22 protein-coding genes are annotated in these 24142 nt (G+C 59.1%); 1 reads left to right on the forward strand and 21 read right to left on the reverse strand.

Annotated elements, in window-relative coordinates:
• Positions 1-86: 86 nt before the first annotated feature.
• From AAZQ98_RS07990 to dinB, 21 genes are all read right to left on the reverse strand, one after another.
• Entirely contained in the window at positions 87-1031 is a 945-nt protein-coding gene (locus AAZQ98_RS07990) for an RluA family pseudouridine synthase (RefSeq protein ID WP_105656791.1), read from the reverse strand.
• Positions 1028-1609, reverse strand: a complete 582-nt coding sequence (gene lspA / locus AAZQ98_RS07995; RefSeq protein ID WP_434691193.1) for a signal peptidase II — start codon at positions 1607-1609, stop codon at positions 1028-1030. The genes AAZQ98_RS07990 and lspA overlap by 4 nt, the downstream gene beginning before the upstream one ends.
• A 97-nt stretch (positions 1610-1706) precedes the next feature.
• A complete protein-coding gene (locus tag AAZQ98_RS08000; RefSeq protein WP_105656793.1) occupies positions 1707-2456 on the reverse strand; it encodes a DivIVA domain-containing protein in 750 nt (249 codons plus the stop codon).
• A gap of 230 nt (positions 2457-2686) precedes the next feature.
• The gene (locus tag AAZQ98_RS08005; protein ID WP_105656794.1) at positions 2687-2983 is read right to left on the reverse strand and encodes a YggT family protein; all 297 of its coding nucleotides are present in this window, start codon (positions 2981-2983) and stop codon (positions 2687-2689) included.
• Positions 2984-3006: 23 nt separating this feature from the next.
• Entirely contained in the window at positions 3007-3558 is a 552-nt protein-coding gene (locus AAZQ98_RS08010) for a cell division protein SepF (protein ID WP_105656795.1), read from the reverse strand.
• An 89-nt stretch (positions 3559-3647) separates the two neighbouring features.
• The gene (locus AAZQ98_RS08015; protein WP_434691197.1) at positions 3648-4406 is read right to left on the reverse strand and encodes a polyphenol oxidase family protein; all 759 of its coding nucleotides are present in this window, start codon (positions 4404-4406) and stop codon (positions 3648-3650) included.
• 20 nt (positions 4407-4426) lie between these two features.
• Positions 4427-5626 carry a cell division protein FtsZ gene (gene ftsZ, locus AAZQ98_RS08020; protein ID WP_434691200.1) on the reverse strand — a complete coding sequence of 400 codons (1200 nt, stop codon included), beginning with the start codon at positions 5624-5626 and terminating at the stop codon, positions 4427-4429.
• A 219-nt stretch (positions 5627-5845) separates the two neighbouring features.
• Complete coding sequence (locus tag AAZQ98_RS08025) at positions 5846-6580, reverse strand: cell division protein FtsQ/DivIB (protein WP_434691201.1); 735 nt, start codon at positions 6578-6580, stop codon at positions 5846-5848.
• A 62-nt stretch (positions 6581-6642) separates the two neighbouring features.
• Positions 6643-8040 carry a UDP-N-acetylmuramate--L-alanine ligase gene (murC, locus tag AAZQ98_RS08030; RefSeq protein WP_434691204.1) on the reverse strand — a complete coding sequence of 466 codons (1398 nt, stop codon included), beginning with the start codon at positions 8038-8040 and terminating at the stop codon, positions 6643-6645.
• Positions 8041-8044: 4 nt separating this feature from the next.
• Positions 8045-9166, reverse strand: coding sequence for an undecaprenyldiphospho-muramoylpentapeptide beta-N-acetylglucosaminyltransferase (murG, locus tag AAZQ98_RS08035; RefSeq protein ID WP_434691207.1), 1122 nt, complete (start codon positions 9164-9166; stop codon positions 8045-8047).
• Between the two features lie 99 nt (positions 9167-9265).
• A complete protein-coding gene (gene ftsW / locus AAZQ98_RS08040) occupies positions 9266-10519 on the reverse strand; it encodes a putative lipid II flippase FtsW (RefSeq protein WP_434691210.1) in 1254 nt (417 codons plus the stop codon).
• Positions 10520-10562: 43 nt separating this feature from the next.
• The gene (murD, locus tag AAZQ98_RS08045; RefSeq protein WP_434691213.1) at positions 10563-12107 is read right to left on the reverse strand and encodes a UDP-N-acetylmuramoyl-L-alanine--D-glutamate ligase; all 1545 of its coding nucleotides are present in this window, start codon (positions 12105-12107) and stop codon (positions 10563-10565) included.
• On the reverse strand, positions 12089-13192 hold the full coding sequence (mraY, locus tag AAZQ98_RS08050; RefSeq protein WP_105656803.1) for a phospho-N-acetylmuramoyl-pentapeptide-transferase: 1104 nt from the start codon (positions 13190-13192) through the stop codon (positions 12089-12091). The genes murD and mraY overlap by 19 nt, the downstream gene beginning before the upstream one ends.
• Positions 13189-14646 carry a UDP-N-acetylmuramoyl-tripeptide--D-alanyl-D-alanine ligase gene (locus tag AAZQ98_RS08055; protein ID WP_434691217.1) on the reverse strand — a complete coding sequence of 486 codons (1458 nt, stop codon included), beginning with the start codon at positions 14644-14646 and terminating at the stop codon, positions 13189-13191. Before AAZQ98_RS08055 ends, mraY begins: the two co-directional genes overlap by 4 nt.
• Before the next feature lie 50 nt (positions 14647-14696).
• Positions 14697-16289, reverse strand: coding sequence for a UDP-N-acetylmuramoyl-L-alanyl-D-glutamate--2,6-diaminopimelate ligase (locus tag AAZQ98_RS08060; protein ID WP_434691220.1), 1593 nt, complete (start codon positions 16287-16289; stop codon positions 14697-14699).
• A complete protein-coding gene (locus AAZQ98_RS08065) occupies positions 16283-18097 on the reverse strand; it encodes a peptidoglycan D,D-transpeptidase FtsI family protein (RefSeq protein ID WP_434691223.1) in 1815 nt (604 codons plus the stop codon). Before AAZQ98_RS08065 ends, AAZQ98_RS08060 begins: the two co-directional genes overlap by 7 nt.
• A 74-nt stretch (positions 18098-18171) precedes the next feature.
• The gene (locus tag AAZQ98_RS08070) at positions 18172-18942 is read right to left on the reverse strand and encodes a hypothetical protein (RefSeq protein WP_105656806.1); all 771 of its coding nucleotides are present in this window, start codon (positions 18940-18942) and stop codon (positions 18172-18174) included.
• A 1-nt stretch (position 18943) separates the two neighbouring features.
• Positions 18944-19936, reverse strand: a complete 993-nt coding sequence (gene rsmH / locus AAZQ98_RS08075; protein WP_434691226.1) for a 16S rRNA (cytosine(1402)-N(4))-methyltransferase RsmH — start codon at positions 19934-19936, stop codon at positions 18944-18946.
• A 170-nt stretch (positions 19937-20106) separates the two neighbouring features.
• Positions 20107-20520, reverse strand: coding sequence for a division/cell wall cluster transcriptional repressor MraZ (mraZ, locus tag AAZQ98_RS08080; RefSeq protein ID WP_038990697.1), 414 nt, complete (start codon positions 20518-20520; stop codon positions 20107-20109).
• Positions 20521-21048: 528 nt separating this feature from the next.
• Positions 21049-21432: a DUF3040 domain-containing protein gene (locus AAZQ98_RS08085; protein WP_434691228.1), complete on the reverse strand. Its 384-nt coding sequence runs from the start codon at positions 21430-21432 to the stop codon at positions 21049-21051.
• Positions 21433-21614: 182 nt separating this feature from the next.
• Positions 21615-22781 (reverse strand): DNA polymerase IV, encoded by a 1167-nt coding sequence (gene dinB / locus AAZQ98_RS08090; RefSeq protein ID WP_434691231.1) that lies wholly within the window; start codon positions 22779-22781, stop codon positions 21615-21617.
• Between the two features lie 162 nt (positions 22782-22943).
• Between dinB and AAZQ98_RS08095 the strand changes: the two genes are divergently transcribed.
• Positions 22944-24050 carry a polyprenyl synthetase family protein gene (locus tag AAZQ98_RS08095; RefSeq protein WP_434691233.1) on the forward strand — a complete coding sequence of 369 codons (1107 nt, stop codon included), beginning with the start codon at positions 22944-22946 and terminating at the stop codon, positions 24048-24050.
• Positions 24051-24142: the final 92 nt, after the last annotated feature.

Genomic DNA, 24142 nt, shown 5'->3' on the forward strand with positions numbered 1-24142 from the left:
ACCCGGACTTGGGCCCACCCCGGCGCGGTGCTGTGGCTAGCACGACACAAGGTGCTGCCGGCCAGTGGCCAACAGCACCTTGGAACTCAGTATCCGCCTTCGCGCAGCAGCTCGACGGCGCCTGCCAGATCCGCAGGATATTCGCTTTCGTATTCCATCCACTGGCCGGAGACCGGATGGGAGAATCCAAGACGTTTTGCATGCAGCCACTGCCGGGTCAGGCCCAGAGCGGCACCCAGCTTGGGATCCGCCCCGTAGGTCTGGTCTCCGGCACAAGGGTGACCGAAGGCTGAGAAGTGGACGCGGATCTGGTGGGTGCGCCCGGTTTCCAGTTGCACCTCGACCAGCGAGGCGCGTCCGAAGGCCTCGATCACCTTGTAGTGGGTGACCGAGTCCCGCCCGCCATCCAGGACAGCGAACTTCCAGTCGTGGCCCGGGTGGCGCCCGATCGGCGCGTCGATGGTGCCTTCCAGCGGGTCAGGCAGGCCCTGCACCACCGCATGGTAGATCTTCTTGGGGGTGCGTTCCTTGAAGGCGCGCTTCAGTTCGGTGTAGGCGCGTTCGGTTTTCGCCACGACCATCAGGCCGCTGGTGCCCACGTCCAAGCGGTGCACTATGCCTTGGCGTTCGGCGGCACCGGAAGTGGTGATGTTGTAGCCCTCGGCCATGAGTGCGCCGACAACTGTCGGGCCCACCCACCCCGGGGATGGATGGGCTGCGACACCCACGGGCTTGTCGATGACCACATAGTCATCGTCGTCCGCGATAATCTTCAGCTCTTCCACTTTCTCAACCTTAATTTCTAATGGGTCTGCCTGCGGCGGGATGGTGACTACCAGCTGGTCCCCCGCCTTGATCTTCAGAGATTTGGCAATGGTTCGCCCGTTGACCTGGATCTGCGAATCCTTGCAAAGGCTCGAAGCCAAGGTGCGCGGGATCTGCAGGGACCGGGAGATATAAGCGTCAAGGCGTGCGCCGGCATCGGCTGGGTCAACCAGCAGTTCGTGAATGGTGGTTTCGTTCGAGATCATGCGTTTGGTTCTGCTTCGTCCTTGTTGGACTTGTCTTTCTTTGGAGGATCGCCAATGCTGCCATCGAGGTTGCGCCCGCGGATGAGCATGTACGCGACGGCAATCATGGAACAGACGATGAAGGAGTCGGCGACGTTGAAGATGGCGAAGTGGGTGACGGAAAACATGTCCACCACATGGCCGAAGCCGGAGCCCGGTTCGCGGAACAGCCGGTCCACGACATTGCCCAGGACACCGCCGAGCAGGCAGCCCAGGGCTATGGCCCAGCTCCTGGACAGCACCTTGCGGAAAAACAGGTAAATGACGTAGATCGCCACTGCCGATTGCAGGATCGCGAAGACTATGGTGAAGTCTTCGCCGATGGAGAAGGCGGCACCAGGGTTCAGGATGTAGTGGATGTTGAAGAATCCGGGAATCACTTCAATTGATTGGCCAAGCCGCATGTTCTGTTCAACGGCAATTTTGACGGTTTGGTCCAGTACCAGCGCGATCAGAGCGATCACGAGGCCAAGGCCAACGTATTTCTTCGCCTTCGCGCCCGCGTTTCCGGATTGAACTGCGTCCACAGTGGTACCCATTATTTCCTCTTAAACGTCAACGGTGGTGATCGGAATGTATCCGTTCACCACCGTTGATCTTACTTGATAGCTAGATCAAGTTATGAACTGTCAGCGACTAGCTAGTCTTGCCTGCCGCACCAGCATCGATCGAACCCTGGGACTCAAGGTCGCGCAGCTGTCCTTCGATGTAGGTCTTCAGGCGAGCACGGTAATCGCGTTCGAAGCCACGCAGCTGCTCGAGCTTGCGCTCCAGAACCGACTTCTGCTGCTCCAAGGCCGACAAGGTCTTGCGGCTCTTCTCTTCAGCGGTGGTGACCAAGGTGTTAGCTTCGGTCTTCGCTTCGGAGATGATCTTGTCGCGCTGCTCGACACCGGCAGCGACGTACTCGTCGTGCAGACGCTGAGCCATGGACAGCACGTTGGCTGCCGACTCTGCGGATTCGGAGCGAGGAGTTGCAGCTGGCGCTGCTGCTGCGGCCGGAGCTGCAGGTGCCTTCTCAGCGGCAGCTGGCTTAGCTTCTGCCTTCTTTTCCTCAGCTGGCTTGGCAGCTGGGGTTTCTGCCTTCGCTGGCTCTGCAGGCTTAGCTTCTGCCTTCTTCTCTTCAGCTGGCTTAGCAGCTGGAGCAGCAGGAGTAACTGGAGCGGCCGAAACAGGTGCAGGAACAGCCTGCTCCTTCGATACCGAACCCGCATCTTCGCCAAGTTCGGCAAGGCGGCTGCGCAGAGCCTCGTTCTCACCGGTTAGGCGACGCAGCTCCACAACGATTTCGTCGAGGAAGTCATCTACCTCGTCTTGGTCGTAGCCTTCACGGAACTTGGTCGGCTGAAACCGCTTATTGACTACGTCTTCTGGCGTCAGAGCCATTGGGTCACCTCAATACTGGGATCATTTCCGCACGACCATTGTCTTGCCTTGCGAAACACTTACCGTTTTTGTCAGTGTCGCGACCGGTGAAGTCGGAGCACCATTTCCTAAAGGATATAACGATTTGGACAATTATTACGAAATCGAGCTTACGCGCGAGTCTCTTATTATTTGAATCTACAGCTTTTGACTGCTCAGGACAATCCCCGTGAAGCACGGAAATGCCCTAATCAGATCCCTGTCCTGAGGCCCAGGTTGGCTACCACCGCTTTAAGAATGATTACGACGATGAACAACACAAGAAACGACAGGTCAAGGCGGATTCCGCCGAGATCCAGGGGTTTGATCTTCCGGCGCAACCAGCGCAGCGGAGGATCAGTAATCGACACGATTGCACTTGCGACAATCAATGCGATGCCTTTGGGTCGCCAGTGGCGAGCAAAGCTTTCCGTTACATCCAACACAATTCTCATCAAGAGCAGAATCTGGAGGATGGCTAACGCGAGATAGATGATCCCGAACACCATTTTGTGCTTTTGCTCCTGGTGTCTTAGCTCTGATTAAAGAAGGTTGCTTGCGCTTCGGACTGCTTGCGATCTTCACCGAGGACCTCAACGGTCGCTGGCGAGAGCAAGAAGACTTTGTTCGTGACTCGCTCAATGGAGCCGTGCAGGGCGAAAACAAGACCTGCCGAGAAGTCGACGAGGCGCTTGGCATCGGTTTCACCCATGTCGGTGACATTCATAATCACCGGGATGCCGTCACGGAAGTTCTCACCGATGATCTTGGCATCGTTATAAGAACGAGGGTGGACGGTAGTAATCTGACGCAATTCGGAATCCTCATCCCGTACTGAAGGGGCACGCTTAATAGGGGTGACCGGAGCACGGTATTCCGTCTCTGGTTCTCTAGCTTGAGTTTGCGGCGCAGCCTGCCTTGCAACAGGCTGTGGGCGTGGGGCTTCGGCAGGTCGCTTTGGAGCTGTGTCCTCAACTACCCGAACCTGGGTTTTGGGCTCAGCGTGTTGTGTCTGGGTCTCTTCCTGCTCGACGGCGTCCGCCAAGCCGAGATATACCATTGCCTTACGCAGTCCGTCAGCCACGATGTTTCTCCTCGTTTATCCCATGCATGCAACCCCATTGCACGCTTCCGCTACTTCGACGCTACCGCACAAAATAATGCAGGCATCGTTCATTCGATCAATTCTTGGCGGTGTGTCGCGCACGCCTGCGCGGCGGTCCAGATGAGTCCGGCAAGTCGTCCTGCACGGCTTGAACGCCGGTAGGAATAGTAGCTTTCGTCTTCCAAGGTGCAGACACCGGATTGCCGGACGTCCACCCCGAGGCCGCGCAGTTCTTGTTCGGCTGAGGCCGGAAGGTCCAGCCCATGGGTCCCCCAGCGAGTCGTGGTGCGAATCCCGGTGCGCAACTCTTCGGATTCCCGGGCCATGCTTTCTGGAACTTCATAGCATCGGCCGCAGATCGAAGGGCCGATCACGGCTTCCACAGTGTCGGCACCATGAGCCTTCAGGCCCTCGACCGTTTTTGCCAGGATCCCGTCGAGCAGCCCGCGCCGGCCGGAGTGGGTTGCTGCACTCAGGGTTTGCCCATTGCGCGTGTTTCTTCCGACAAAGAGCACCGGAAGGCAGTCGGCGACCATCACTGCCAAGGGCTGGGTGCCAGTTGGATCCAGCAATCCATCGCAGGTTGGCGCTGCCGGCTCTAGCCACGAGGTGCGCCGCACCGGCGTGACCTCATATACATCGGCGGAGTGCACCTGGTTCATGAAGTTAAGAGAGAAGCGTCGAACCCCGATCAAGTCCTCCAATTTGGCTCGATTCTCCGCCACAAGGCGGGGATCGTCATTCACGTGCAGGGCGAGGTTTCCCTCAGCCTGCGATGTGAATGCCAGTTGGATGCTCGGATCGAGGTTCGACGCGAAATGTAGCACTGCTCAGCTTCTTGCTGTTTTTACTTCAGGAAGTCCGGGACATCCAGGTCGTCGTTCGAACCGTTCAGGTCCGAGTCGACAACGTCTGGAAGGTCCTGGAAGGAGCTGGTCTGCTCTGCGGCAGCCGGCTTCTCATGAGCAACCTGGGCTGGCTTCGCAGCTTCGGTTGCAGCAGGTGCTGGTGTTTCTGGAATGCTCGCTGGCACTTGCTCAGCCGGGCGCGCGGAGACAGCTGGCTTTGCTGCGACCGGTGCCATTGGCTTGCTGGTGACATCTGGCTCGTCGAAGCCGGCTGCAATCACGGTGACACGTGCTTCGTCGCCCAAGGCGTCGTCAATGACGGCACCGAAGATGATGTTGGCTTCCGGGTGGGCAACTTCCTGCACGAGGCGTGCAGCTTCGTTGATTTCGAACAAGCCGAGGTCGGAGCCGCCCTGAATGGAGAGCAGGACGCCGTGGGCGCCATCGATAGAAGCTTCGAGCAGTGGCGAGGCAATAGCCAGCTCCGCTGCCTTCACTGCACGGTCTTCGCCCCGCGCCGAACCGATGCCCATCAATGCCGAGCCTGCGCCCTGCATAACGGACTTCACGTCGGCGAAGTCGAGGTTGATCAGGCCCGAGGTGGTGATCAGGTCGGTAATGCCCTGCACACCGGAAAGCAGAACCTGGTCTGCCTGGCGGAATGCATCGAGTACCGATACGTTGCGATCCGAGATCGACAGCAGTCGATCGTTCGGGATCACAATGAGGGTATCCACTTCGTCGCGCAGGGCTTCGATGCCCGACTCGGCGGAGTTAGCGCGGCGGCGACCCTCGAAGGTGAATGGACGGGTGACCACGCCGATGGTCAGCGCGCCAAGCGAGCGGGCAATGCGGGCCACGACCGGCGCGCCGCCGGTACCAGTACCGCCGCCTTCGCCAGCGGTCACGAAGACCATGTCCGCGCCACGCAGGACGTCTTCGATTTCTTCTACATGATCTTCCGCTGCCTGGCGTCCCACATCAGGGTTGGCGCCAGCGCCCAGGCCACGAGTCAGTTCGCGTCCTACGTCCAGTTTGACGTCGGCATCACTCATAAGCAGAGCCTGGGCATCGGTGTTAATGGCGATGAACTCTACGCCCTTGAGACCGACTTCGATCATTCGATTGACTGCGTTTACACCGCCACCGCCGATTCCGACGACTTTAATGACCGCGAGGTAATTCTGTGGAGCTGCCACGTCCCGCTTCCCTTGTTAGATGTGCTACATATTTCACGACTCCAGCTAAAGACCTTCACCTTTAGCCTTAAGGTTAAGATTCTGTCAAGCTGTCGTTATTAGAAACGCTATGAGTCGTGTGGTCTTTCTGCAACGACCGCCTAGGCGTGTCGCTTATTCAAAACTATCTTTCCAGAATTTCTTGGCTTATTGGTCTTCCCGCGCCCAGAGCACCGCGACTTAATAGACCACGGGATTTTCTGGGTTGGTGACGTCGATGGTCGTCTTGGCCGCGTGCTTTTTCTCAAGCTCTTTCAAGAAGATCGTCGCCACTTCATTTTTCAGGGCCGCTTTCTTGGCGTCTCCCCAAATCAAAGTGCGGTTCTTCGGCAACGCCAGTTCGGCAAACCCTGCCTTGGACAGGGATGCCGTTGAGACTTCCTTGAGCACTTTCTTGTCAACGGTGCTCAAGATTCCGGTCAGCAGCTTGAACTGCTCCGGATCAGCAGTTACGTCAGTGGCCTTGATCTTGGGCAACTTGTCCTTGTCATTCTTGCCGACGGCGCGAAGCTTCTTGCCGGTCTCGGAGACCAGGTACTGCTTCTTGCCCTCCAGCAAGATAGCCACCGGAACAGCTTCGATAACCTCAACGACCAAGGTGTTGGGCATCTGGGCCTTGACCACGATTTCGTCGATGGCCGGCTGCTCGCCGATCAGCTCCTGGACCCTCGATTCAGAGATCCGCGGCAGCGGAACGCCCTTCAGCGGTTCCAGGGACTTCCCCAGCTTCTCGGAATTGACCAGTTTGGTGCCGGTTACTTCAATCTTCTTGGCAGCGATCACCGGTGAGAAGCTCAAGATCAGCACCGCAGCGAGGCTGAGCACGACGATGCACGCCGCGAGAATAATCAGGATCTTGCGCCGTTTTTTCTCCGGGCTCTCCGGAAGTTCGACGACTTTTGCTGCTTCACCCATGGATCACCTTGGTAGACGGAAGTGGACCAACTGCGGTGGCCTCGGACTCGGGACGGAACTCGTCAGCTCAGCGACTTGACGATGTCTGGACCTAGCGCTGTGACATCGCCGGCGCCAATGGTCATGATGACATCGCCAGGCTCGGACTGCTCGACCACGTGCGCTACGGCAGCTGCCGGAGAAAGTACCTGGGCAGGAACCTCGATGCGCGATGCAATCAGTTCGCTGTCCACGCCATCGATAGGTTCTTCACGTGCCGGGTAGATATCCAGCACGGCCACCGAATCGGCCAGGGACAAGGCCTGGGCGAATTGGCGGAAGAACTCTTGGGTACGGCTGAACAGGTGCGGCTGGAAGACAATGTGCAGCCGGCCGGTGCCGGCCACCGTACGTCCGGCGGTCAGTGCTGCCTGCACCTCTGTAGGGTGGTGCGCGTAGTCGTCGTAGACACGGACCTCTGCGGCTTCACCCTTGAATTCGAATCGGCGAGCTGCCCCGGAGAAACTGGAGAGCGCCTGCAGCGCTTCGTCAACGTCTACACCTGCATCAATGCCGACAGACAATGCGGCGGCAGCATTAAGCAGGTTGTGCTGGCCTGGCACTGCAAGATCCAGGATGCGGCTTTGTCCGCTGCCCCATTCGATGGTTGCGGTGAAGCGGCCGTCTTCGGTGGCGCGGGCATCGGAAAGGCGGCGGTCGGCGTGATCGCTGAAGCCGTAGGTCTGCACGCGGATTTCCGGACGCTCTGCGCGCATCTTGTGCGCCAGGTCGTTGGAACCCTCATCATCTGCACAGCAGATCAGCAAGCCGTCTGCCGGCAATAGCCGGGCGAAGTCCACGAAGGCCTGGTGCACTGCTTCAGCGGTACCGTAATGATCCAGGTGGTCGGCTTCGACGTTGGTCACGATGATGGCATCCGGCCGGTAGTTGAGGAAGGAAGCGTCGGATTCGTCCGCTTCCGCCACGAAGTAGGATCCGGACCCGAGCTCGGCGTTGGTGCCCAGGCTTGGAATATTCGCTCCCACGGCGAAGCTCGGACGCGCGCCAATGGTCTTGAGCATATGGGCGGTCAGCGAAGTGGTGGTGGTCTTGCCGTGAGTACCGGCGATGGCCACGATCTTCTCGTGGCCGCGCATGGTTGCTTCCAGGCCTTCGGAGCGGTGCAAGATGCGCAGTCCGCGGCGCAGCGCTTCGTCGTATTCCGGGTTTCCGGCCTTGATGATCGAGGAGATCACCACGGTGTCGGCGTCGCCGAGGTTCGCTGCGTCGTAGCCTACGTGGATGCGCGCGCCGCGCTCACGCAAGCCATCGAGCACCGGGAGATCCTTGGCATCGGTGCCGGAGACGGCCAGGCCGTAGTCGAGCATCAGCCGTGCAACCGCTGATACGCCAACCCCGCCTACACCCATCAGGTGTACCTTGCCCAGATCGGCGTTCAGTTCGTCGGCTCGCAGTGCCATGGTTCTAGCCTTCCTGACCCGCACGGCGGCGGGTTGAAACTTCATCAATAATCCGTCGCGCCATGATCTGCGCGGCGTCGCGCTGCCCCAAAGAGGCAGCGGCTTGAGACATCTTTTCAATTTTATGCTGATCGGTCAGCAGATTGATGACATTCTCGGTGATATAGGACTTTGTGAACTCCGCGTCGGAAACCAGGACGGCTCCCCCGGCAGCGACCAGTTCACGGGCGTTGAGCTTTTGCTCGCCGTTGCCGATGGGCAGCGGAACCAGTACCGAGGCCGTGCCAGCTACGGCCAGTTCGCAGACGGTGCCCGCGCCGGAGCGGCAGACCATCAAGTCCGCGACGGCGTAGGCGTAGTCCATGCGGTCCACGTATTCGGTCTGGCTGTAGCCTTCATGGGAGAGCAGATTGCCCGAGGCGTCCAGAATCTGCTTTCCGCGTCCGGTGATGTGGATCGTGTGGATGCCAGCTGCGTTCAGCTCGTCCAGGGACTGCTCGATGGCCGTATTGATGCTCTGCGCTCCGGAGGATCCGCCGGTGACCAGCAGAACTGGCTTTTCGCCGGTGATACCGAAGTACCCGCGTGCTTCGCCCCGCAGCGCGGCTTTGTCCATGGTGGCAACGTTGGAGCGCATCGGCATGCCCACCTGCATCTCGCCGGGCAGCCCGGTGTTGGCGAAAGTGGTTCCGACGAATGCCGCGTTCTTTGCCCCGAGCTTGTTGGCCATGCCGGCAACGGAGTTGGCCTCATGCACGAAGATCGGCAGCTTCAGCTGCTTCGCGGCAAGATATGCCGGGGTGCAGACATAACCGCCAACGCCCAGGACAGCCTCGGCCTTGGTGGCGCGCAGAACGTTCTTGGCGTTGTTGATGGCCTTGACGAAACGGAAAGGGAACTTGAGCAGATCCACGTTGATGCTGCGTGGCATCGGGGCCTTGGGGATGAGTTCGAGCGGGTAGCCGGCTTCCGGTACCAGCTTGGTTTCCAGGCCGCCGGGAGAACCCAGTGCTGTGACCATTGCTTCGGGATGCTCGGCCTTCACGGCATCAGCTATGGCCAGCATGGGCGAGATATGGCCGGCAGTTCCGCCGCCGGCGACGACTAGACGAAGTGCTTCGCTCATCTGTTGCTGTACTCCTTCGTCCTGCCAAGGGGCAGGATCAACGTCCACCGCAGATTCAGTGATGGACCTCTGCTTCTGATAGCGGCCGCTTGCGGCGCACTATTTGGTTTTCTTGCTCTTTGCCGGCTTCTTGTCCAGCGTTGCTTCGAATTCAAGTTTTTGCGCCCGGGCCGAGGAGAGCACATAGCCCATTGCCAGCATGATGGCGAGCATCGCCGAGCCTCCGGAGGAAATGAATGGCAGCGGAACACCGATCACGGGAAGTACGCTGGTGACGGTACCCAGGTTCACGAAAGTCTGGCCGATGACCCAGGACATCAGGCAACCCATGAGCACCTTCGTGTACAGGTCGTTGGCGCGTGCCGCAATGCGATACATCGCCAAGGCCAGCAAGATGAACATGACCAGTACGAACAGCACGCCGATCAGGCCGAATTCTTCACCCAGGATGGAGAAGATGAAGTCGTTCTGCGCCTCAGGCACATAGGACCACTTCATGCGGGACTGGCCTGCGCCCACTCCGAACCAGCCGCCGGAGGCGAAGGCGTGCAGGCCCATGCTGGCCTGGTAGCAAAGGTCGCTGCTCGGGCCGCAATCGGTATCCATCCAAGCCAGGATGCGCTGGCGGCGGTTGGAGGAAGCGAAGATCGCCACGGACAGGCCCAGGACGCCGACCACCGAAAACGCCGCAAGCCACTTCATCCGGATGCCGCCCAAGAACATCGCCGAGGCGACGATCATCAGCAAGACCAGCGCCGTGCCTACGTCCTTGCCCACCACGATGAGGCCAACAATGAAGACCCCCACCGGGGCAACCACGGGGACGACCAAATGCCTGATGTCGTGCAGCAGATGCTGCTTCTTCTCCAGCATGAACGCCGCAAAAACTGCCAGCGCCAGCTTGGCGAACTCGCTGGGCTGCAGGCCGAAGCCGCCGATGCGGATCCAGTTTCGGTTACCGAGCACCGTATGGCCCAATGGCGTGAACGCCACGAGGAACAACAGGGCCACTGCAGCAATAACGGAAGGCCAGGCCAGCCGCTTCAGCGTTTCCGGCTTGATCCGCTGCATGACCAGCATGCAGACAATACCCAACGCGGCAAAACCACCCTGGGACAGCGCTACGGTGAAACCGTCCCTGCCCTTGGCGATCGCTTCAACCGACGCCGATGACTGGACCATGACTACACCGAAAACGGCCAGCACGATGGAGCCCACGAGCACCAGCCAGTAATCGGTGGAGGCCATGCGGCCGCTGGAGTTCTCTACGGTTCCGAGCATCCTGCCGAATCTCACGTACCAAGGAAATTCAGCTTTGGAACCTGCTGGCTTCTTGTTCATTTTCATTGCCATCGGTGCCTCCTGCCTCGGTGTCGTTTATTCGGTCAGCTTTCGATTACTGGTCTTCGCCAGTTTTATCCATCAGATCACTGACGGCAGAGATAAATGCGTTGCCACGCTGGGCGTAGGAACTGAATTGGTCCATCGAGGCCGCGGCGGGAGCCATGAGCACGGTATCCCCTGCCTCGGCTACCTCGGCAGCCTTGGAGACCGCACGCGTCATGACCTGGGCGCCGCTTGGAACCGAACCATCACTGCCCTGCGCTGCTCCGGTGATGTCGATGACTTCAACCTCTGGCGCGTGGGCAGCGAGTGCTTGGCGCAAACCAGCGGTGTCGGTGCCGATGAGCAAGACCTTGGCCAGGCGCTGTGCGTGCTTGGCGATCAAGTCGCCGTATTCCACGCCCTTGGACAAGCCACCGGCAATCCAGACCACACGGGTGAAAGCGGCCAACGAAGCATCGGCAGCATGCGGGTTAGTGGCCTTGGAATCATTGATCCACAGGATGTCGTTCTTGCGGGCGACGGCCTGGATCCGGTGATCGCCGGAGTCGAAGTTCGCCAAACCCGCAGCGACAGCTTCTGCATTCACTCCGTACGCGCGGGTCAACGCCGCGGCGGCAGCCGCGTTCGCGGCGGTGTGGCGCGGAACAATCTCGCCGATGTCCTTCAGGGCGATCAATTCCACGGCACTGGTCTTGCGCTCTTCGATGAAGGCGCGGTCCACCAGCAGGCCTTCGACAACACCCACCATCGATACTGCTGGGGTATCGGTGGTGAAGCCGATAGCACGGCAGCCTTCGATGACTTCCGCGTTTTCCACCATGGTGATGGTGCGCTCATCGGCGGCGTTGAAGATCGCAGCTACCTGGGTGCGTTCGTAGATCTTGGCCTTGGCGGCCTTGTAGTTGCCGAAGCCGCCATGCCAGTCCACGTGGTCTTCGGCCAGGTTCAAGACCACCGAGGCAAGCGGAGAAATGCTATGCGTGTAGTGCAGCTGGAAGCTGGAGAGCTCGACGGCGAATACGTCGTAGTCCACCGGTTCGCGTACGGCATCCAGGATCGGGGTGCCGACGTTGCCGACCGCGATGGCCTTCAGCCCATCGGCGCGCAGGATCGCCTCGGTCATGCCCACCGTGGTGGTCTTGCCGTTGGTGCCGGTAATCGCCAGCCACTGTGGTGCTGTGTGGCCGGCACGGTTCTGCACGCGCCAAGCCAGCTCGATATCGCTCCAGATCTCGATGCCCTTGGACTCGGCCTCTGCGATGACCGGATTACGGGGATTCCAGCCTGGGGAAACCATGACCAGCTGGGCCGGCTTGCCATCGACCAACGGCAGGGCCTGGACGTTCCCGTCGCCCAGCAGCACCTCATGGGCCCCGACGATCTTCAGCGTCTCGGCACGTTGCTGGTTCAGCTGGTCATCGCGGCCGTCGATGACGGTGACGATGGCACCCAGCTCGATGAGGGTGTCGGCCGCAGAGAATCCGGAGAGTCCCAATCCAGCGACGACTACGCGCAGGCCTTTCCAATCAGCATCCCAGCTGGTTAGCGAGTCAAGTGATTTGCCAGCGTCTACGCTCACAGTGCGACAACCCATTCAGAGTAGAAGAGACCCAGGCCCGCGGCCACGAACAGGCCGGCAAGGATCCAGAATCGGATAACAACGTTTTCTTCGGACCAGCCCGAAAGCTCGAAGTGGTGCTGCAGCGGCGCCATCTTGAACACGCGCTTGCCGCCCGAGAGCTTGAAGTAGCCCACCTGGATGATCACCGACAGGGAGATGATCACGAACAGGCCGGCGATTACCACCAGCAGCAGCTGGGTGCGCGAGAGGATCGCGAAGGCAGCCACGGCGCCGCCGATGGCCAGCGATCCGGTGTCGCCCATGAAGATCTTCGCCGGCTTGGCGTTGAACCAGAGGAAGGCGATCAGCGCACCGGAGAGGGTGGCCCCCAGCAGGGCCAGGTCCTGCGGGTCGCGTACCGAGTAGCAGACGTCCAGCGAGTCCATGTTGCTGCAGGCCTGGTTCTGCTGCCAGATGCCCATCAGGGTGTAGGCGCCGAAGACCATGATCGAGGCACCGGTAGCCAGTCCGTCCAGGCCATCGGTCAGGTTCACGCCGTTGGTAGCACCGGTAACGATGAAGTTCGCCCAGAGCACGAACAGGATCATGCCCAGCATCGGGCCTGCGAACGCCAGGTCGATGTTGGTGTCGCGCAGGAAGGAGATCGCGGTAGAGCCCGGAGTCAGGCCCTGGTCATTGGGGAACTGCAAGGCCAGCACGGCGAAGCTGATGCCGAAGAATGCCTGCAGGACAATCTTCTGCCAGGCGCGCAAGCCCAATGAGCGCTTCTTGAAGATCTTGATGAAGTCATCGAGGAAGCCGACCAGTCCCATGCCGCCGAAGAGCATCAGGACCAGCATTCCGCTGGCGGTAATTCCCGAAGAAGTGCGTCCCATGAGCGAAAGGATGCCATGGGTGGCGAAGTACGCCACGAACACGGCCAGGACGAAGACCACTCCGCCCATGGTCGGGGTGCCGGACTTGATGGCGTGCGAGTTCGGCCCATCGTCGCGCACGACCTGGCCGTATTGCTTCTTGGTGAGCAGGCGGATGTACAGCGGCATGGCCACCATGGTCAGCACGAGGGCAATGCCGGCCCCCAGGATCAATGCGATCATGCGTTGTCGCCTTCCTTCGCGAATGCTGCAATGTCGTCGCCGAGGAAGCGTAGACCGGCCCCGTTAGAGGACTTGAACAAGGCGATGTCGCCTGGCTGAAGCTGCTCTTGCAGCAGCGCGCGAGCTTCATCTACGTCTTCGACGTAGAAGGCCTCGTCGCCCCAGCTGCCTTCGAGCACAGCGGAGTTGTAGGCGGGCTTTGCGCCACGGCCTACCACTACAAGTTTCTTGATGTTCATGCGAACTGCCATGCGGCCCAGCAGGTCATGCTGGTGGATGCTGTCATCGCCCAGTTCCAGCATTTCGCCCAGGACTGCCCAGGTGCGTCGGCCCGGTGCGCCGTCGGCGCCCAGGCCCAATTCGGCCAGGGTCACCAGCGCAGCGCGCATTGATTCAGGGTTCGCGTTGTACGCGTCGTTGATGATGCTCACGCCGTCGGCGCGCTCGATGCGCTCCATGCGCCAGCGGCTGCCGGCAGCGCGGCCTTCCAGGCCTGCGGCGATCACTTCCGGGGCGATATCCAGGGCCAGTGCAGCGTTGGCCGCGGCGAGGATATTCGAGACGTGATGGCGTCCCAGGAGGCCCGAGGTGATGCGCTTGCTGTAGCCGCCAGGGAATTCAAGAGTGAGTTCTGGCTGCCCGTGGGAATTCACAACAACGTCGGTGGCCCAGACCCCAGCGTTTTCCGGCTTGTTCTTTCCGGTGCCGAAGAAGCGCACGGCTCCCCCGGAACGCGAGTCCATGCGTGCCACGCGGGGGTCTTCAGCATTCAAGATGGCCGTGCCATCGGCTGGCAGGGCTTCAACAAGTTCGCCCTTGGCTTTCTCGATGTTCTCCACCCCGCCGAATTCGCCGGCGTGGGCGGTTCCGACGCACAACACGACACCGACCTGCGGGTGCACCATATCTGTCAGGTACGTCAGGTGGCCAATGCCGGTGGCCCCCATCTCGATGACAAAGTACTTGGTCTCTTCGGTGGCGCTGAAAACCGTCAGCGGGACGCCGACTTCGCCATTGTATGAGCCGATTGGCGACACGGTCGGCGCCACTTGCGACAGAATACCGGCGAGCAGGTCCTTGGTGGTGGTCTTGCCGGCCGAACCGGTGATTCCCACGACCTTGGCGTCGTTCTTTTCCTTGAGAAGGGCAACGATGTGCGCGGCAATTTTGCCCATCGCTTCTACCGCGTCTTCAATGATGATCGCCGGGTGTTCCCTGCGGTCTTCATCGTGGGTAACGCGTTCGGCTAGGGCCAGCACTGCGCCGGCGGCGCGTGCACGGTGGATAAAGGCGTGCCCGTCGGAGAATTCTCCGGGCTTGGCGACGAATAAGGCACCCGGGACGACTTCGCGCGAGTCAGTGGTCACGGAAGTGATCACCGTGTCGGAGGCGGCTGTAGCAGTCGCTTTTCCGCCGGTGATTTCCAGCAGGTCGGTCAGAGACAGTTCAATCATGGCAATAAGGACTTTACACTTGAGCGGTGGCGATAGTGGACTTGTACGTTCTAGGAATTGGTCACAAATCCATGAAGATTCAGTGCTTTCGCTAGTTCCACTCGATCATCCAGTTCCACGTCAATTCCCGCGACGTCTTGGCTGACTTCATGTCCCCGCCCGGCCACGAGAATCGCGTCGTTGGCTTCGGCCAAACTCACAGCGAGCTCTACGGCTTTGGCGCGTGGCGCAATGTTGTGAAGCTGCACCTGCGGACGCTCGGAATCGAGAACTTGCTGTGCTCCGGCGGCAACCTGGGCGCGGATCGGAGCCGGGTCTTCGCCGTGCGGGTCGTCGTCGGTCACAATGACGATATCCGCGTGGCGGGCTGCCACCGCTCCCATATCCGGGCGCTTGGTCTTATCGCGCTCTCCGGTGGCACCGAAGACGACGATCCGGCGCCCCTGCTCCCCCGGACGGATGGAGTCCAAAGCCTTGGCCAGTGCATCCGAATTATGGGCGAAATCGACTACGGCTACCGGAGATTCGGCCACGACCTGCATCCGCCCCGGAACGGCGACCGACAGCGGATCCTTGGAGTCCAAGGCCTGCTGCAGGGCTTCGAGGTCAGCACCGCCGGCCAGCACCATCAAGGCCGCCAGTGCTCCGTTGGCGACGTTGAACATGCCTGGAAGCAGCGTGCGGGTCCGCAGCTGGCGTCCATCCCGGTGCACCAGGGTGAAACTGTGGCCCAATCCGCAGTGCGCCAGTTCGGCAACCCTCCAGTGCGCCGAAGGGTGTTCGCCGTCGAGGCTCAAGGTCTCGGTGGGCACCAGCGCGCGCTCGGCCAGGCGCTGGCCGTATTCATCGTCGACCATGACCACTGCGCGCTCGGAGCGTTCCGCGGTGAATAGTTCGGCCTTGGTTTCGAAGTACTCGTCCATCGTGCCGTGCAGGTCCAAGTGGTCCTGGGTCAGGTTGGTGTAACCGGAAACGGCAAAGCGCAGGGCGTCTACGCGGCCATAGCTCAGCGAATGGCTGGATACCTCCATGGCCACCGACGTGACTTCCTGCTGCGCCATGCGCGAGAGCACGCCGTGCAGCTGGGTGGACTCCGGGGTGGTCAGCACGCTGGGGATGATCTGCCCGCGGGCGGACATCTCGATCGTGCCGATCAGTCCGGTTTCTTCGCCCAGCGCATCCAGGATTGCGCGGATCATGAAGGTAGTGGTGGTCTTGCCGTTGGTGCCGGTGACAGCGAACAACTTCGGGCTGCGCTGGTCGGTTCCGTAGACGCTCTGCGCGATCACGGCTGCGGATTTGCGGACATCTGCAACGACTGCCACCGGGATCGAGAGGTCATCGCTGAGGAATTCGAGTCCTGCAGTATCGGTGATCAGTGCGACAGCACCGTTGCCGATGGCGGTTTCCACGAATTCGGCACCGTGGCGCTTGGCGCCGGAAATGCCCAGGAAGACGTCACCGCTCTGTACGATCTGCGGGTTGAGGCTGACGCCGAGGATTTGCGGAGCGGCATTGAGCAGCGCTCCAGTTCGCACCGCGCCAGCTGTGCCGCAGAGCTGGTCGAAGCCAAGACCGGCGATGCTCTCTGGGCGTAGGTACCGTTCTAGCTCACGCGGAGTGTCGGGGTTCTGGACTACCAAGATTTCTTCTGATCCTCACCTACAAAGACGTCATACGCCTCTGACTTTGTCGTGCTCGGTGGCACATTGAATGTGTTGAGAGTATGGCTCATAACATCGGTAAACGTGTCAGCTACCGAGAAGTCTTTCCAGTTGCCCTTTGGCCTGTACATGGTTGCCACGACGACGAACTGCGGATCTTCCAAGGGAGCGACACCTGCAAAGGAATAAGTATATCCGTCATAGCCCTTGGCGCTTGCCGCCTGGCCTGTACCGGTCTTGCCGCCCACGCGGTACCCGGGAATGCGCTCCTTGTAGCCGGTACCGTCGTCAACGACCGATTCCATGAGCTTGAGCATTTCTTCAGCGGTGCTTTTCTTGACCACGCGCTTCTTTTCCGGTGCGGGGATCTTGGTGATCGTGCCGTCTTCGTTGCGGTAGCCCTCAATCAGGCTTGGCGAAAGGCGAACGCCGCCGTTGGCCAACGACTGGAAAATTGAAGCGGTGTGCAGCACGGTCTGCGAGTAGCCCTGGCCGAACATGGTGGTGTACTGCTGGCGGCGGTCCCAATTATCGGGATGTGCCAACTGGCCAGCGCTAGCGCCATTCAAGCCGACGCGGATGGGCGAACCCAATCCGAAGGCACGCATGTAGTCGTAACGGGTCTGCTTGCTCACGGTATTTCCGACCATCACGGTGCCGGTGTTGTAGGAACGGGCGAAGATGCCCGAGACCGTCATGTCGTACGTTGGGTGTTCCAACGAGTCGTTGATGGTTTCCTTGGTGAACGTCTTCTTATGCGGCACGCGCATCTCGGTCAGCGGATCCACTCCGCCCTGGTCGATGGCCGCCGCGAAGATCGCGGCCTTGCCTGTGGACCCTGGCTCGAAAGCGCGGGTGATGGAGGTGGACCGGCGGAACTCAGGCTTGGTGGCGCCTGGATCATTCGGATCCAATTGAGCGGAGTCGCCGATGGCGAGGATCTTGCCGGTATCCGCTTTCATGACGACCACGGAAACCCACTCAGCGTTGAACTGAGCTTGCTTCTTTTCTGCTGCACGCTGGGCAACGTAGTTGATGTCCGAGTCGATGGTCAGGATGACGTCCTGGCCATCGACTGCTGGAGTTTCTTCGACCTCGGTGACGGGAATGCGCACGCCATCGGCGCTGATCTCGAACTTGCGGCTGCCGGCCGTGCCGGCCAGGTGTTCCTCCTGGCTCAGTTCCAGGCCTTCGGCTCCCACCACGGCTGTTTGGTCTTCGGAGTTGCGCACGAACCCCAGCAGTGGTCCTGCAATTACGCCTTGCGGGTACTGGCGTTCGCTGCGCAGCAATGAGGCAAGACGCGGAATACCGATTTCGAGGACTTCGTTGCGTACTTCCGGGGTCACGCTCTTGGCGAGCATGACGTACCCTTTAGGCTTGGCGTCGCCCTGCGGGCGAACCTTCGTGGCAAGTTCCTCACGGTCCTGGTCAAGGGTATCGGCTAGTTCGTCAATGGCTTGGTCCCACGTGATGCGTTCCTGGCCATTGGTTCCATCCCGCTTCGCACGGCGAATGTTCTCACCCTGCTCGCGCTGGTCGATGACCAGATCATAGCGGTCTACTGAGACGGCGAGGGTGGTGCCATTGCGGTCTTCGATGGATCCTCGATTTGGCGCAATGTTTTCAACGCGTTCGCGGTTTTCCTGTGCAGCGTTGGCAATGGTTGCCGAGTTGATGCCCTGGACCCAGACCAGCCGGCCCAGGATCACCAGCAGCAAAACCACGGAGAGGAGCAGCACAAAGCGCATTCGCTTTTTCGCAGTGTCGATTGCCGTCGAGCTCACAAAAGAACCTAACTTTCCCTCAGCGTGGTTTTCCAGCAGCGTAGGCCACCTGTATCTAGCTTAGAAAGGGCTAACTACTCTGCTGGGGATTTGATGCTTGGTGCAGGGATCGTGCCCCCGTTGAGCTCAGCGTCATTGAACACTGGGCGGCCATCACTGGCGACTTCACGTTCAGCTTTCTCCGGCTTCACCTCAGGTTCCTTGGAACCTTCAGTGGCACCGGATTCCTTCTGTGAATCTGCTGAGGCTTTACCCACAGTGGTCTTCGGCGTGTTTGATGCGTTGGCTTCAGTTTTGCTTTCACCCTTGCGGATACTGTCGCCCGGCAGCGGAATAGTTCCGTATTCCTGCTTGCTGTTCTTTGCCTTGACCGCCTTTTCAGCGTCTTGGGCAACCTTGCCCTCAGACAGGCTGATCAGCCCTGGAGCACCTGGCGAAACCAAACCGAGGTCCTTTGCCTTGGCGGCCAGTGCCTGTGGCGCCGCCAACGACTGGGCCTCCTTCAGTAGTGCCTGATTCTCTTGGGAAAGCGCACGCTCTTGCGAACGCAAGTTCACGATGTCGTACTGCCGCTGCGCTACAGAAGTATTGAGCAGCACCAGCGTAACGATCACGCTGAATGCCAAGACAACGAGCACCGCAGACATGGTGAACATGGAGCGCTTGCTGGTTTCATTCATCTTAGGAACCAACGAAAGAGTTACGCGCTGACGCGAATCGCCTTTAGGCAGGTTGCTAGCTGGGACGGGCTCGGGTCGCATTGCACGCGCAGTATTACCGTCGACAACAGGCTGGTTGTTCACGGCTGCGGTCTTCTGCACGCGGCGCTGGGCTCGTTGGCTCATGCTAGCTCCTCTTCAACACTCGTTCCACAGCTCGCAAGCGGGCTGAGGCTGCACGTGAATTTTCTGCTATTTCGTGGTCGCTTGGCTTCTCGGTGCCCTTGGTGAGCACCTTGTATTCAGCTTTGTGTTCGTCCAGCTCCACCGGGAATCCCGGAGGGGCCGACGAGGTTGATCCCTGGACGAAGTGCCGTTTGGTGATTTTGTCTTCCAAGGAGTGGTAACTCATCACGACGACTCTTCCGCCGACGTTCAAAGCTCCCATTGCCGCCGGGATCGCACGTTCCAAGACGTCAAGTTCCTCATTCACTGCAATACGCAATGCTTGGAAGGTCCTCTTGGCCGGGTGTCCATGGTTTCGAGCTGCCGCCGCGGGCACAACGCTGCGGATCACTTCAACTAGTTCAGCAGTGGTAGTGATGCGGCTCTTGGCGCGTGCCTCGACGATTGCCGTCGAGATGCGTCCAGCAAACTTCTCTTCGCCCCACTGTCGAATAATTCGAAGCAGTTCGTCGCGTTCCAAGTCGTTGACCAGGTCCTCGGCAGTTGGGCCAACAGAGGTGTCCATGCGCATATCCAGCGGTGCGTCATACGAATAGGCGAAACCCCGTTCACGCTCATCGAGCTGCAACGAGGAAACGCCAAGGTCGAACAGAACGCCGTCGACCCCCGGGAACCCAAGATCTTCCACGACATCCGCAATTTCGTCATATACCGCGTGCACGAGGTCGATGCGGTCCTGGAACGGGGCGAGCCGTGCACCGGCAAGTTCGTGAGCCTGCTCGTCACGGTCTAGACCGATCAGGTGCAAATTGTCGAACCGCTTGAGGATGGCTTCGGAGTGCCCACCCATCCCGAGGGTGCAGTCAACCACAATTGCCCGACGGCCTTCAGCATTAGCTCGCTCAATACCTGGAGCTAGCAAATTAACGCATCGGTCCAGAAGTACTGGAACGTGGCGTTCGGATGCTGGTCGCTGGGAATCCTGATTTGGCACTGCGCCCCCTTTCGCTTTCGATCTGCTGTTGAGATCAGATCCCCCTCCAACCAAGTGGCGATCCGACCTTCTGGCTCCGGGGAAGTGAAGCCAGACGATTTTCTACCCCAAGGTGGCTGGAGATCTCATCTCAACAAACGTGGTGTTTTGTCGGTGTAGGGCACAAGGCCCTAATCTTCGTCAGTATCGGAGAACACGTCTTCTTGTTCATCCAAGTACTGCTGCCAAGCGGTCGAATCCCAGATTTCAATACGGTTACCCGCACCGATAACTGTGACCTCCCGATCAAGGCCTCCATAAGTGCGCAGCACTTGCGGAATCGTTACGCGCCCCTGCTTATCTGGAACTTCATCCGAGGCCCCTGAGAGGAACACACGCGCATAGTCGCGTGCTCGTCGGGAGGTCAAGGATGCCTGCGCCAGCTGCTCGTGCTGCTTCTCAAATTCCCGCTGGCTGAAAACGTATATGCAACGCTCTTGGCCGCGAGTAAGAACCAGCCCATAGGACAGTTCATCTCGATATTTAGCTGGAAGAATCAACCGACCTTTTTCATCAAGACGCGGTGTGTAAGTTCCAAGGAACATGCACACCACCTTTCCCATGAAGTGGCCAGAAGCCCCATTCTTCTCTACTTGCCTCCACTTTACTCCACAACCCTCCACTGTCAATGCAATTTCAGTGGTTTCGCGAGGGTCTGGACTTAAAAAACACCTGAATCTAGCGGATGCTCAGCCTATGTTCAGGTGGAGGGATGGGAATCGTCCCGCTGCATGATCCAGTATTTTTCAGAGATTCCCCACGCAAAATCCGCGGAATATAGCTATTTTTAGGCGCGGTGGTGGGAAGTGGAGGAACCTGGGGAGGGAAGTGGGGGCCTGCCTGTCCGGCGAGGTGGACCTGAACCTTGGAATCTGCAGAGAATTCAAGATCACTTGCAAAGTCGCGCGACCCTCAGATAGGTGCACCGAATATCCAGGACATCCAACTTCCCGAATTGAACGAAACCTATGCACCCCGGCATGAGGTGCACGGGGACCGTAGGGACGTGAGAAGCGGGGCTTAAACAGAAAAGAGGTGCAACCCTAGGGGTCACACCTCAATATCAATGCAGATCAGCTATCGGACTGATCACGCTTTCGCTGGTTCCATTTTTCTTCCAGGCCGGAAAGGAACTGCGAATTGTTCTTGGCTGCAGATTTTGATCCCGTTCCGTTGGACGGACCAATTTTTCCAGTAGCCGATTTAGTCAGGGCAAGCAGTACACCCGCGAACATCACCGCAAAGCCGAGAACGCCTACGATGATGATGTGCTGCGAGATTCCGAAGATGAGTCCCCCTAGGCCGACGATTACCAGCAAGATACCCAGAGCAATATTGCGGGTCGACAAACGTCCCGTGCCCGATGGGCCTTTCATGCTCGAAGCGAAGCGACGGTCTTCATGCAGCTGCTTTTCCAACTGCTCCAACAAACGCTGCTCGTGTTCCGATAGCGGCATCGTCTTCTCCTTCCAAAGGCAATCTCGACGGTCGTCCACCGTCTTCAAGTTCAACGTCGGGTCGAAGGGAAAAGTTCCCTGGATTCGATCGAACTTAATTCAAGGATAGTCTCTTTTGCACCCGCCCTGCTAGTTGATCTTCCCCACTGTCCAGATATCCATACGTTCTACACAGAATGTGTTTATTCCTTGGGGCGCAGAAAACGTGCTGGGGTCACGATGGACTGCGGGAATCTCTGTCCGATCTGGTCAGCGATGCGTTCCGCTTCTCGGGCTTTCTCTTCGCGGGGATCCAAGCTAAATTGCAGACCCAACTCGTAATCTTGCAACCGTTCAGCTTTCACCCCGATCAGCCGGACCGGTTGCGGCATAGGGGTCAATTTTCGCAGAAGGGCCAGCGCGGACTCGCTAATTTTCGTTGAAGAATCTGTCGCAGCTGCGAGCGCCTTCGAACGCGTAATTCCAGAAAAGTCCTTGTACTTGATCTTGAGCCCAACACCGTTGGCTGATTTGCCGTGCTGCCGCAGCCGTTGACCGACCTTATGGCTCAGTCGCAAAAGTTCGCCCTCAAGCACCTGGGGATCGGTGATATCCACCGCAAAGGTATGTTCCGATGAAATGCTCTTCTCATCCCGGCTAACCTCCACCGGACGGTTATCGATCCCCCGCGAGAGCAAATAAAGGGCGCGGCCGTGTTCCCCCAACCGGCTAATCAATCTTGCTTCTGGCTCGCCAGCGAGTTGCCCCACGGTCTCAATCCCCAAGGAGTGAAGCTGACTAGCGGTTCGTTTTCCCACGCCCCACATTTTCGACACGGGTAATTCGTGCAGGAATTCTTCGGTTCGATCGGGTGCAACTACCGCCATGCCGTCAGGCTTGGCGTACGTCGAAGCGAGTTTCGCAACGAATTTATTCCTTGCAATGCCCACGCTGGCCGGCAGTCCCATTTCTTTGCGTATATATTCGCGGATCCGCTGAGCGATCTGCACTGGCCCGCCAAGCATGCGCATGCTTCCAGTAACGTCCAGGAACGCTTCGTCGACACTGACTTGCTCAACCAGAGGCGTCAATGTGCGGAAGTAAGCCATGATCTGGGCCGAGGCTTGCGAGTACTTGTGATGACTCGGCTCGATCACGGTAGCTTGCGGTAGCAGCGGGATGGCTTGGCTCATCGGCATGGCCGAATGGATCCCGCGAGCTCGGCAGTCATAAGACGCGGAGAGCACCACGCTCCGGCCTGAACGGTGGCCTACAATAACTGGCTTGCCTACTAGGTCGGGGCGGTCCCTCAGTTCCACTGAAACAAAGAAGGCGTCCATATCGACATGGAGGATTGCACGATCCACCATTTCAATTCCTCTCCCCTCGTTCGGCTGCACCACCAGCTTACTCGAATGTATATTCGGATTTCGTTCGCACCCCGCGTACTTTGGGTGCCTTCTTCGCCGGGCGGGAATCACCGGTAGAGTTGTTGCTAACCACTAGTTGTTTACCCGTAGAAATGATTTTGCATGTCGATGCCTGATTCTGTGCCGGACCTCAACACTGAAGCCCAGAGCTTGAGCCGTACCTACACTTCTGACGTTGCTCAGTTATTGGAAGAATTCCTGGCTGCGAAAAGCGTTGAAGTTGGTCAGATTACTAGCAGCGCCGTCGAAATCGTCAATGCGATCACGTCACTGACCCGTGGCGGCAAGCGGCTTCGCGCCTTGTTCGCTTTCTGGGGTTACCTCGGTGCAGGTGGTCAGCCCGAAGAACGCGACATCGTCCAACTCGGGGTGGCCTTGGAACTCTTCCAAGGAGCCGCGCTGATTCATGACGACATCATCGACAATTCCGATACACGACGCGGTCAGCCGAGCGTTCACAAGCGCTTCGAGGCCCAGCACCGAGAACTGGGGCTTTCGGGGAGCGCAACGAGCTACGGCATGGCCAGCGCAATCCTTACCGGCGACCTATGCCTGTCGTTGAGCGAGGAAGTTTTCTCAGGTATTACTTCCCTCAACTCTCGGGCACGTACCATCTTCAATCAGATGCGCACCCAGGTGATGGCCGGGCAGTACCTTGATGTTCTAGAAGAGTCTGCGGGCCCCGCCTACGATCCGAAGGAAGCGGTTAAGCGAGCTCGCACTATCGTGCGCTTCAAGTCAGCCAAATACTCCACTGAAAACCCTTTCCTGCTTGGCGGAGCTCTGGCCGGCGCCAGCGAGGCGCTTATGGAGCACTACTCTGCATTCGCGCTTCCGCTGGGTGAGGCATTCCAGCTACGTGACGATGTTCTGGGCGTGTTTGGCGATCCAGAAGTCACCGGGAAGCCGACCGGCGGCGATCTGCAAGAAGGCAAGCGCACGGAATTGATTGCCCACGCCCTCTTGCTATCAACTTCTGACGAACAGGACTTCATTCAGAGTCGCCTCGGCGCAGTGGATCTCAGCGAAGAAGAAGTGTTGAGACTAAGCGGTATTCTGCGCGATAGCGGCGCCCTGGCGGCCACCGAGCAGAGCATTAGCGAGTTGACCACCCAATCAGATCTCGCCCTGAACGCATTGCACGTCACGCCCCTCGCCTTAGCGGGAATGCAGCAGCTCAGTGATGCAGTGACAAAGAGAAGTAAATAGCGATTCGTTACTAAGACATAACAAAAGGTCTCAACCATCCATGCGATATGGAATACGGTTGAGACCTTTTGTTATTACTGAGGCTAGTTCGT

The organism is Glutamicibacter sp. Je.9.36, assembly GCF_051129975.1.
GTDB lineage: Bacteria > Actinomycetota > Actinomycetes > Actinomycetales > Micrococcaceae > Glutamicibacter.

Excerpts from the sequence above, each read along its gene's own strand:
- AAZQ98_RS07990 (WP_105656791.1), bottom strand. The coding sequence starts at position 1,031 with ATGATCTCGAACGAAACCACCATTCACGAACTGCTGGTTGACCCAGCC.
- lspA (WP_434691193.1), bottom strand. The coding sequence starts at position 1,609 with ATGGGTACCACTGTGGACGCAGTTCAATCCGGAAACGCGGGCGCGAAG.
- AAZQ98_RS08000 (WP_105656793.1), bottom strand. The coding sequence starts at position 2,456 with ATGGCTCTGACGCCAGAAGACGTAGTCAATAAGCGGTTTCAGCCGACC.
- AAZQ98_RS08005 (WP_105656794.1), bottom strand. The coding sequence starts at position 2,983 with ATGGTGTTCGGGATCATCTATCTCGCGTTAGCCATCCTCCAGATTCTG.
- AAZQ98_RS08025 (WP_434691201.1), bottom strand. The coding sequence starts at position 6,580 with ATGGGTGAAGCAGCAAAAGTCGTCGAACTTCCGGAGAGCCCGGAGAAA.
- murC (WP_434691204.1), bottom strand. The coding sequence starts at position 8,040 with ATGGCACTGCGAGCCGACGAACTGAACGCCGATCTGGGCAAGGTACAC.
- murG (WP_434691207.1), bottom strand. The coding sequence starts at position 9,166 with ATGAGCGAAGCACTTCGTCTAGTCGTCGCCGGCGGCGGAACTGCCGGC.
- ftsW (WP_434691210.1), bottom strand. The coding sequence starts at position 10,519 with ATGGCAATGAAAATGAACAAGAAGCCAGCAGGTTCCAAAGCTGAATTT.
- murD (WP_434691213.1), bottom strand. The coding sequence starts at position 12,107 with ATGGGTTGTCGCACTGTGAGCGTAGACGCTGGCAAATCACTTGACTCG.
- mraY (WP_105656803.1), bottom strand. The coding sequence starts at position 13,192 with ATGATCGCATTGATCCTGGGGGCCGGCATTGCCCTCGTGCTGACCATG.
- AAZQ98_RS08055 (WP_434691217.1), bottom strand. The coding sequence starts at position 14,646 with ATGATTGAACTGTCTCTGACCGACCTGCTGGAAATCACCGGCGGAAAA.
- AAZQ98_RS08070 (WP_105656806.1), bottom strand. The coding sequence starts at position 18,942 with ATGAGCCAACGAGCCCAGCGCCGCGTGCAGAAGACCGCAGCCGTGAAC.
- mraZ (WP_038990697.1), bottom strand. The coding sequence starts at position 20,520 with ATGTTCCTTGGAACTTACACACCGCGTCTTGATGAAAAAGGTCGGTTG.
- AAZQ98_RS08085 (WP_434691228.1), bottom strand. The coding sequence starts at position 21,432 with ATGCCGCTATCGGAACACGAGCAGCGTTTGTTGGAGCAGTTGGAAAAG.
- dinB (WP_434691231.1), bottom strand. The coding sequence starts at position 22,781 with ATGGTGGATCGTGCAATCCTCCATGTCGATATGGACGCCTTCTTTGTT.
- AAZQ98_RS08095 (WP_434691233.1), top strand. The coding sequence starts at position 22,944 with ATGTCGATGCCTGATTCTGTGCCGGACCTCAACACTGAAGCCCAGAGC.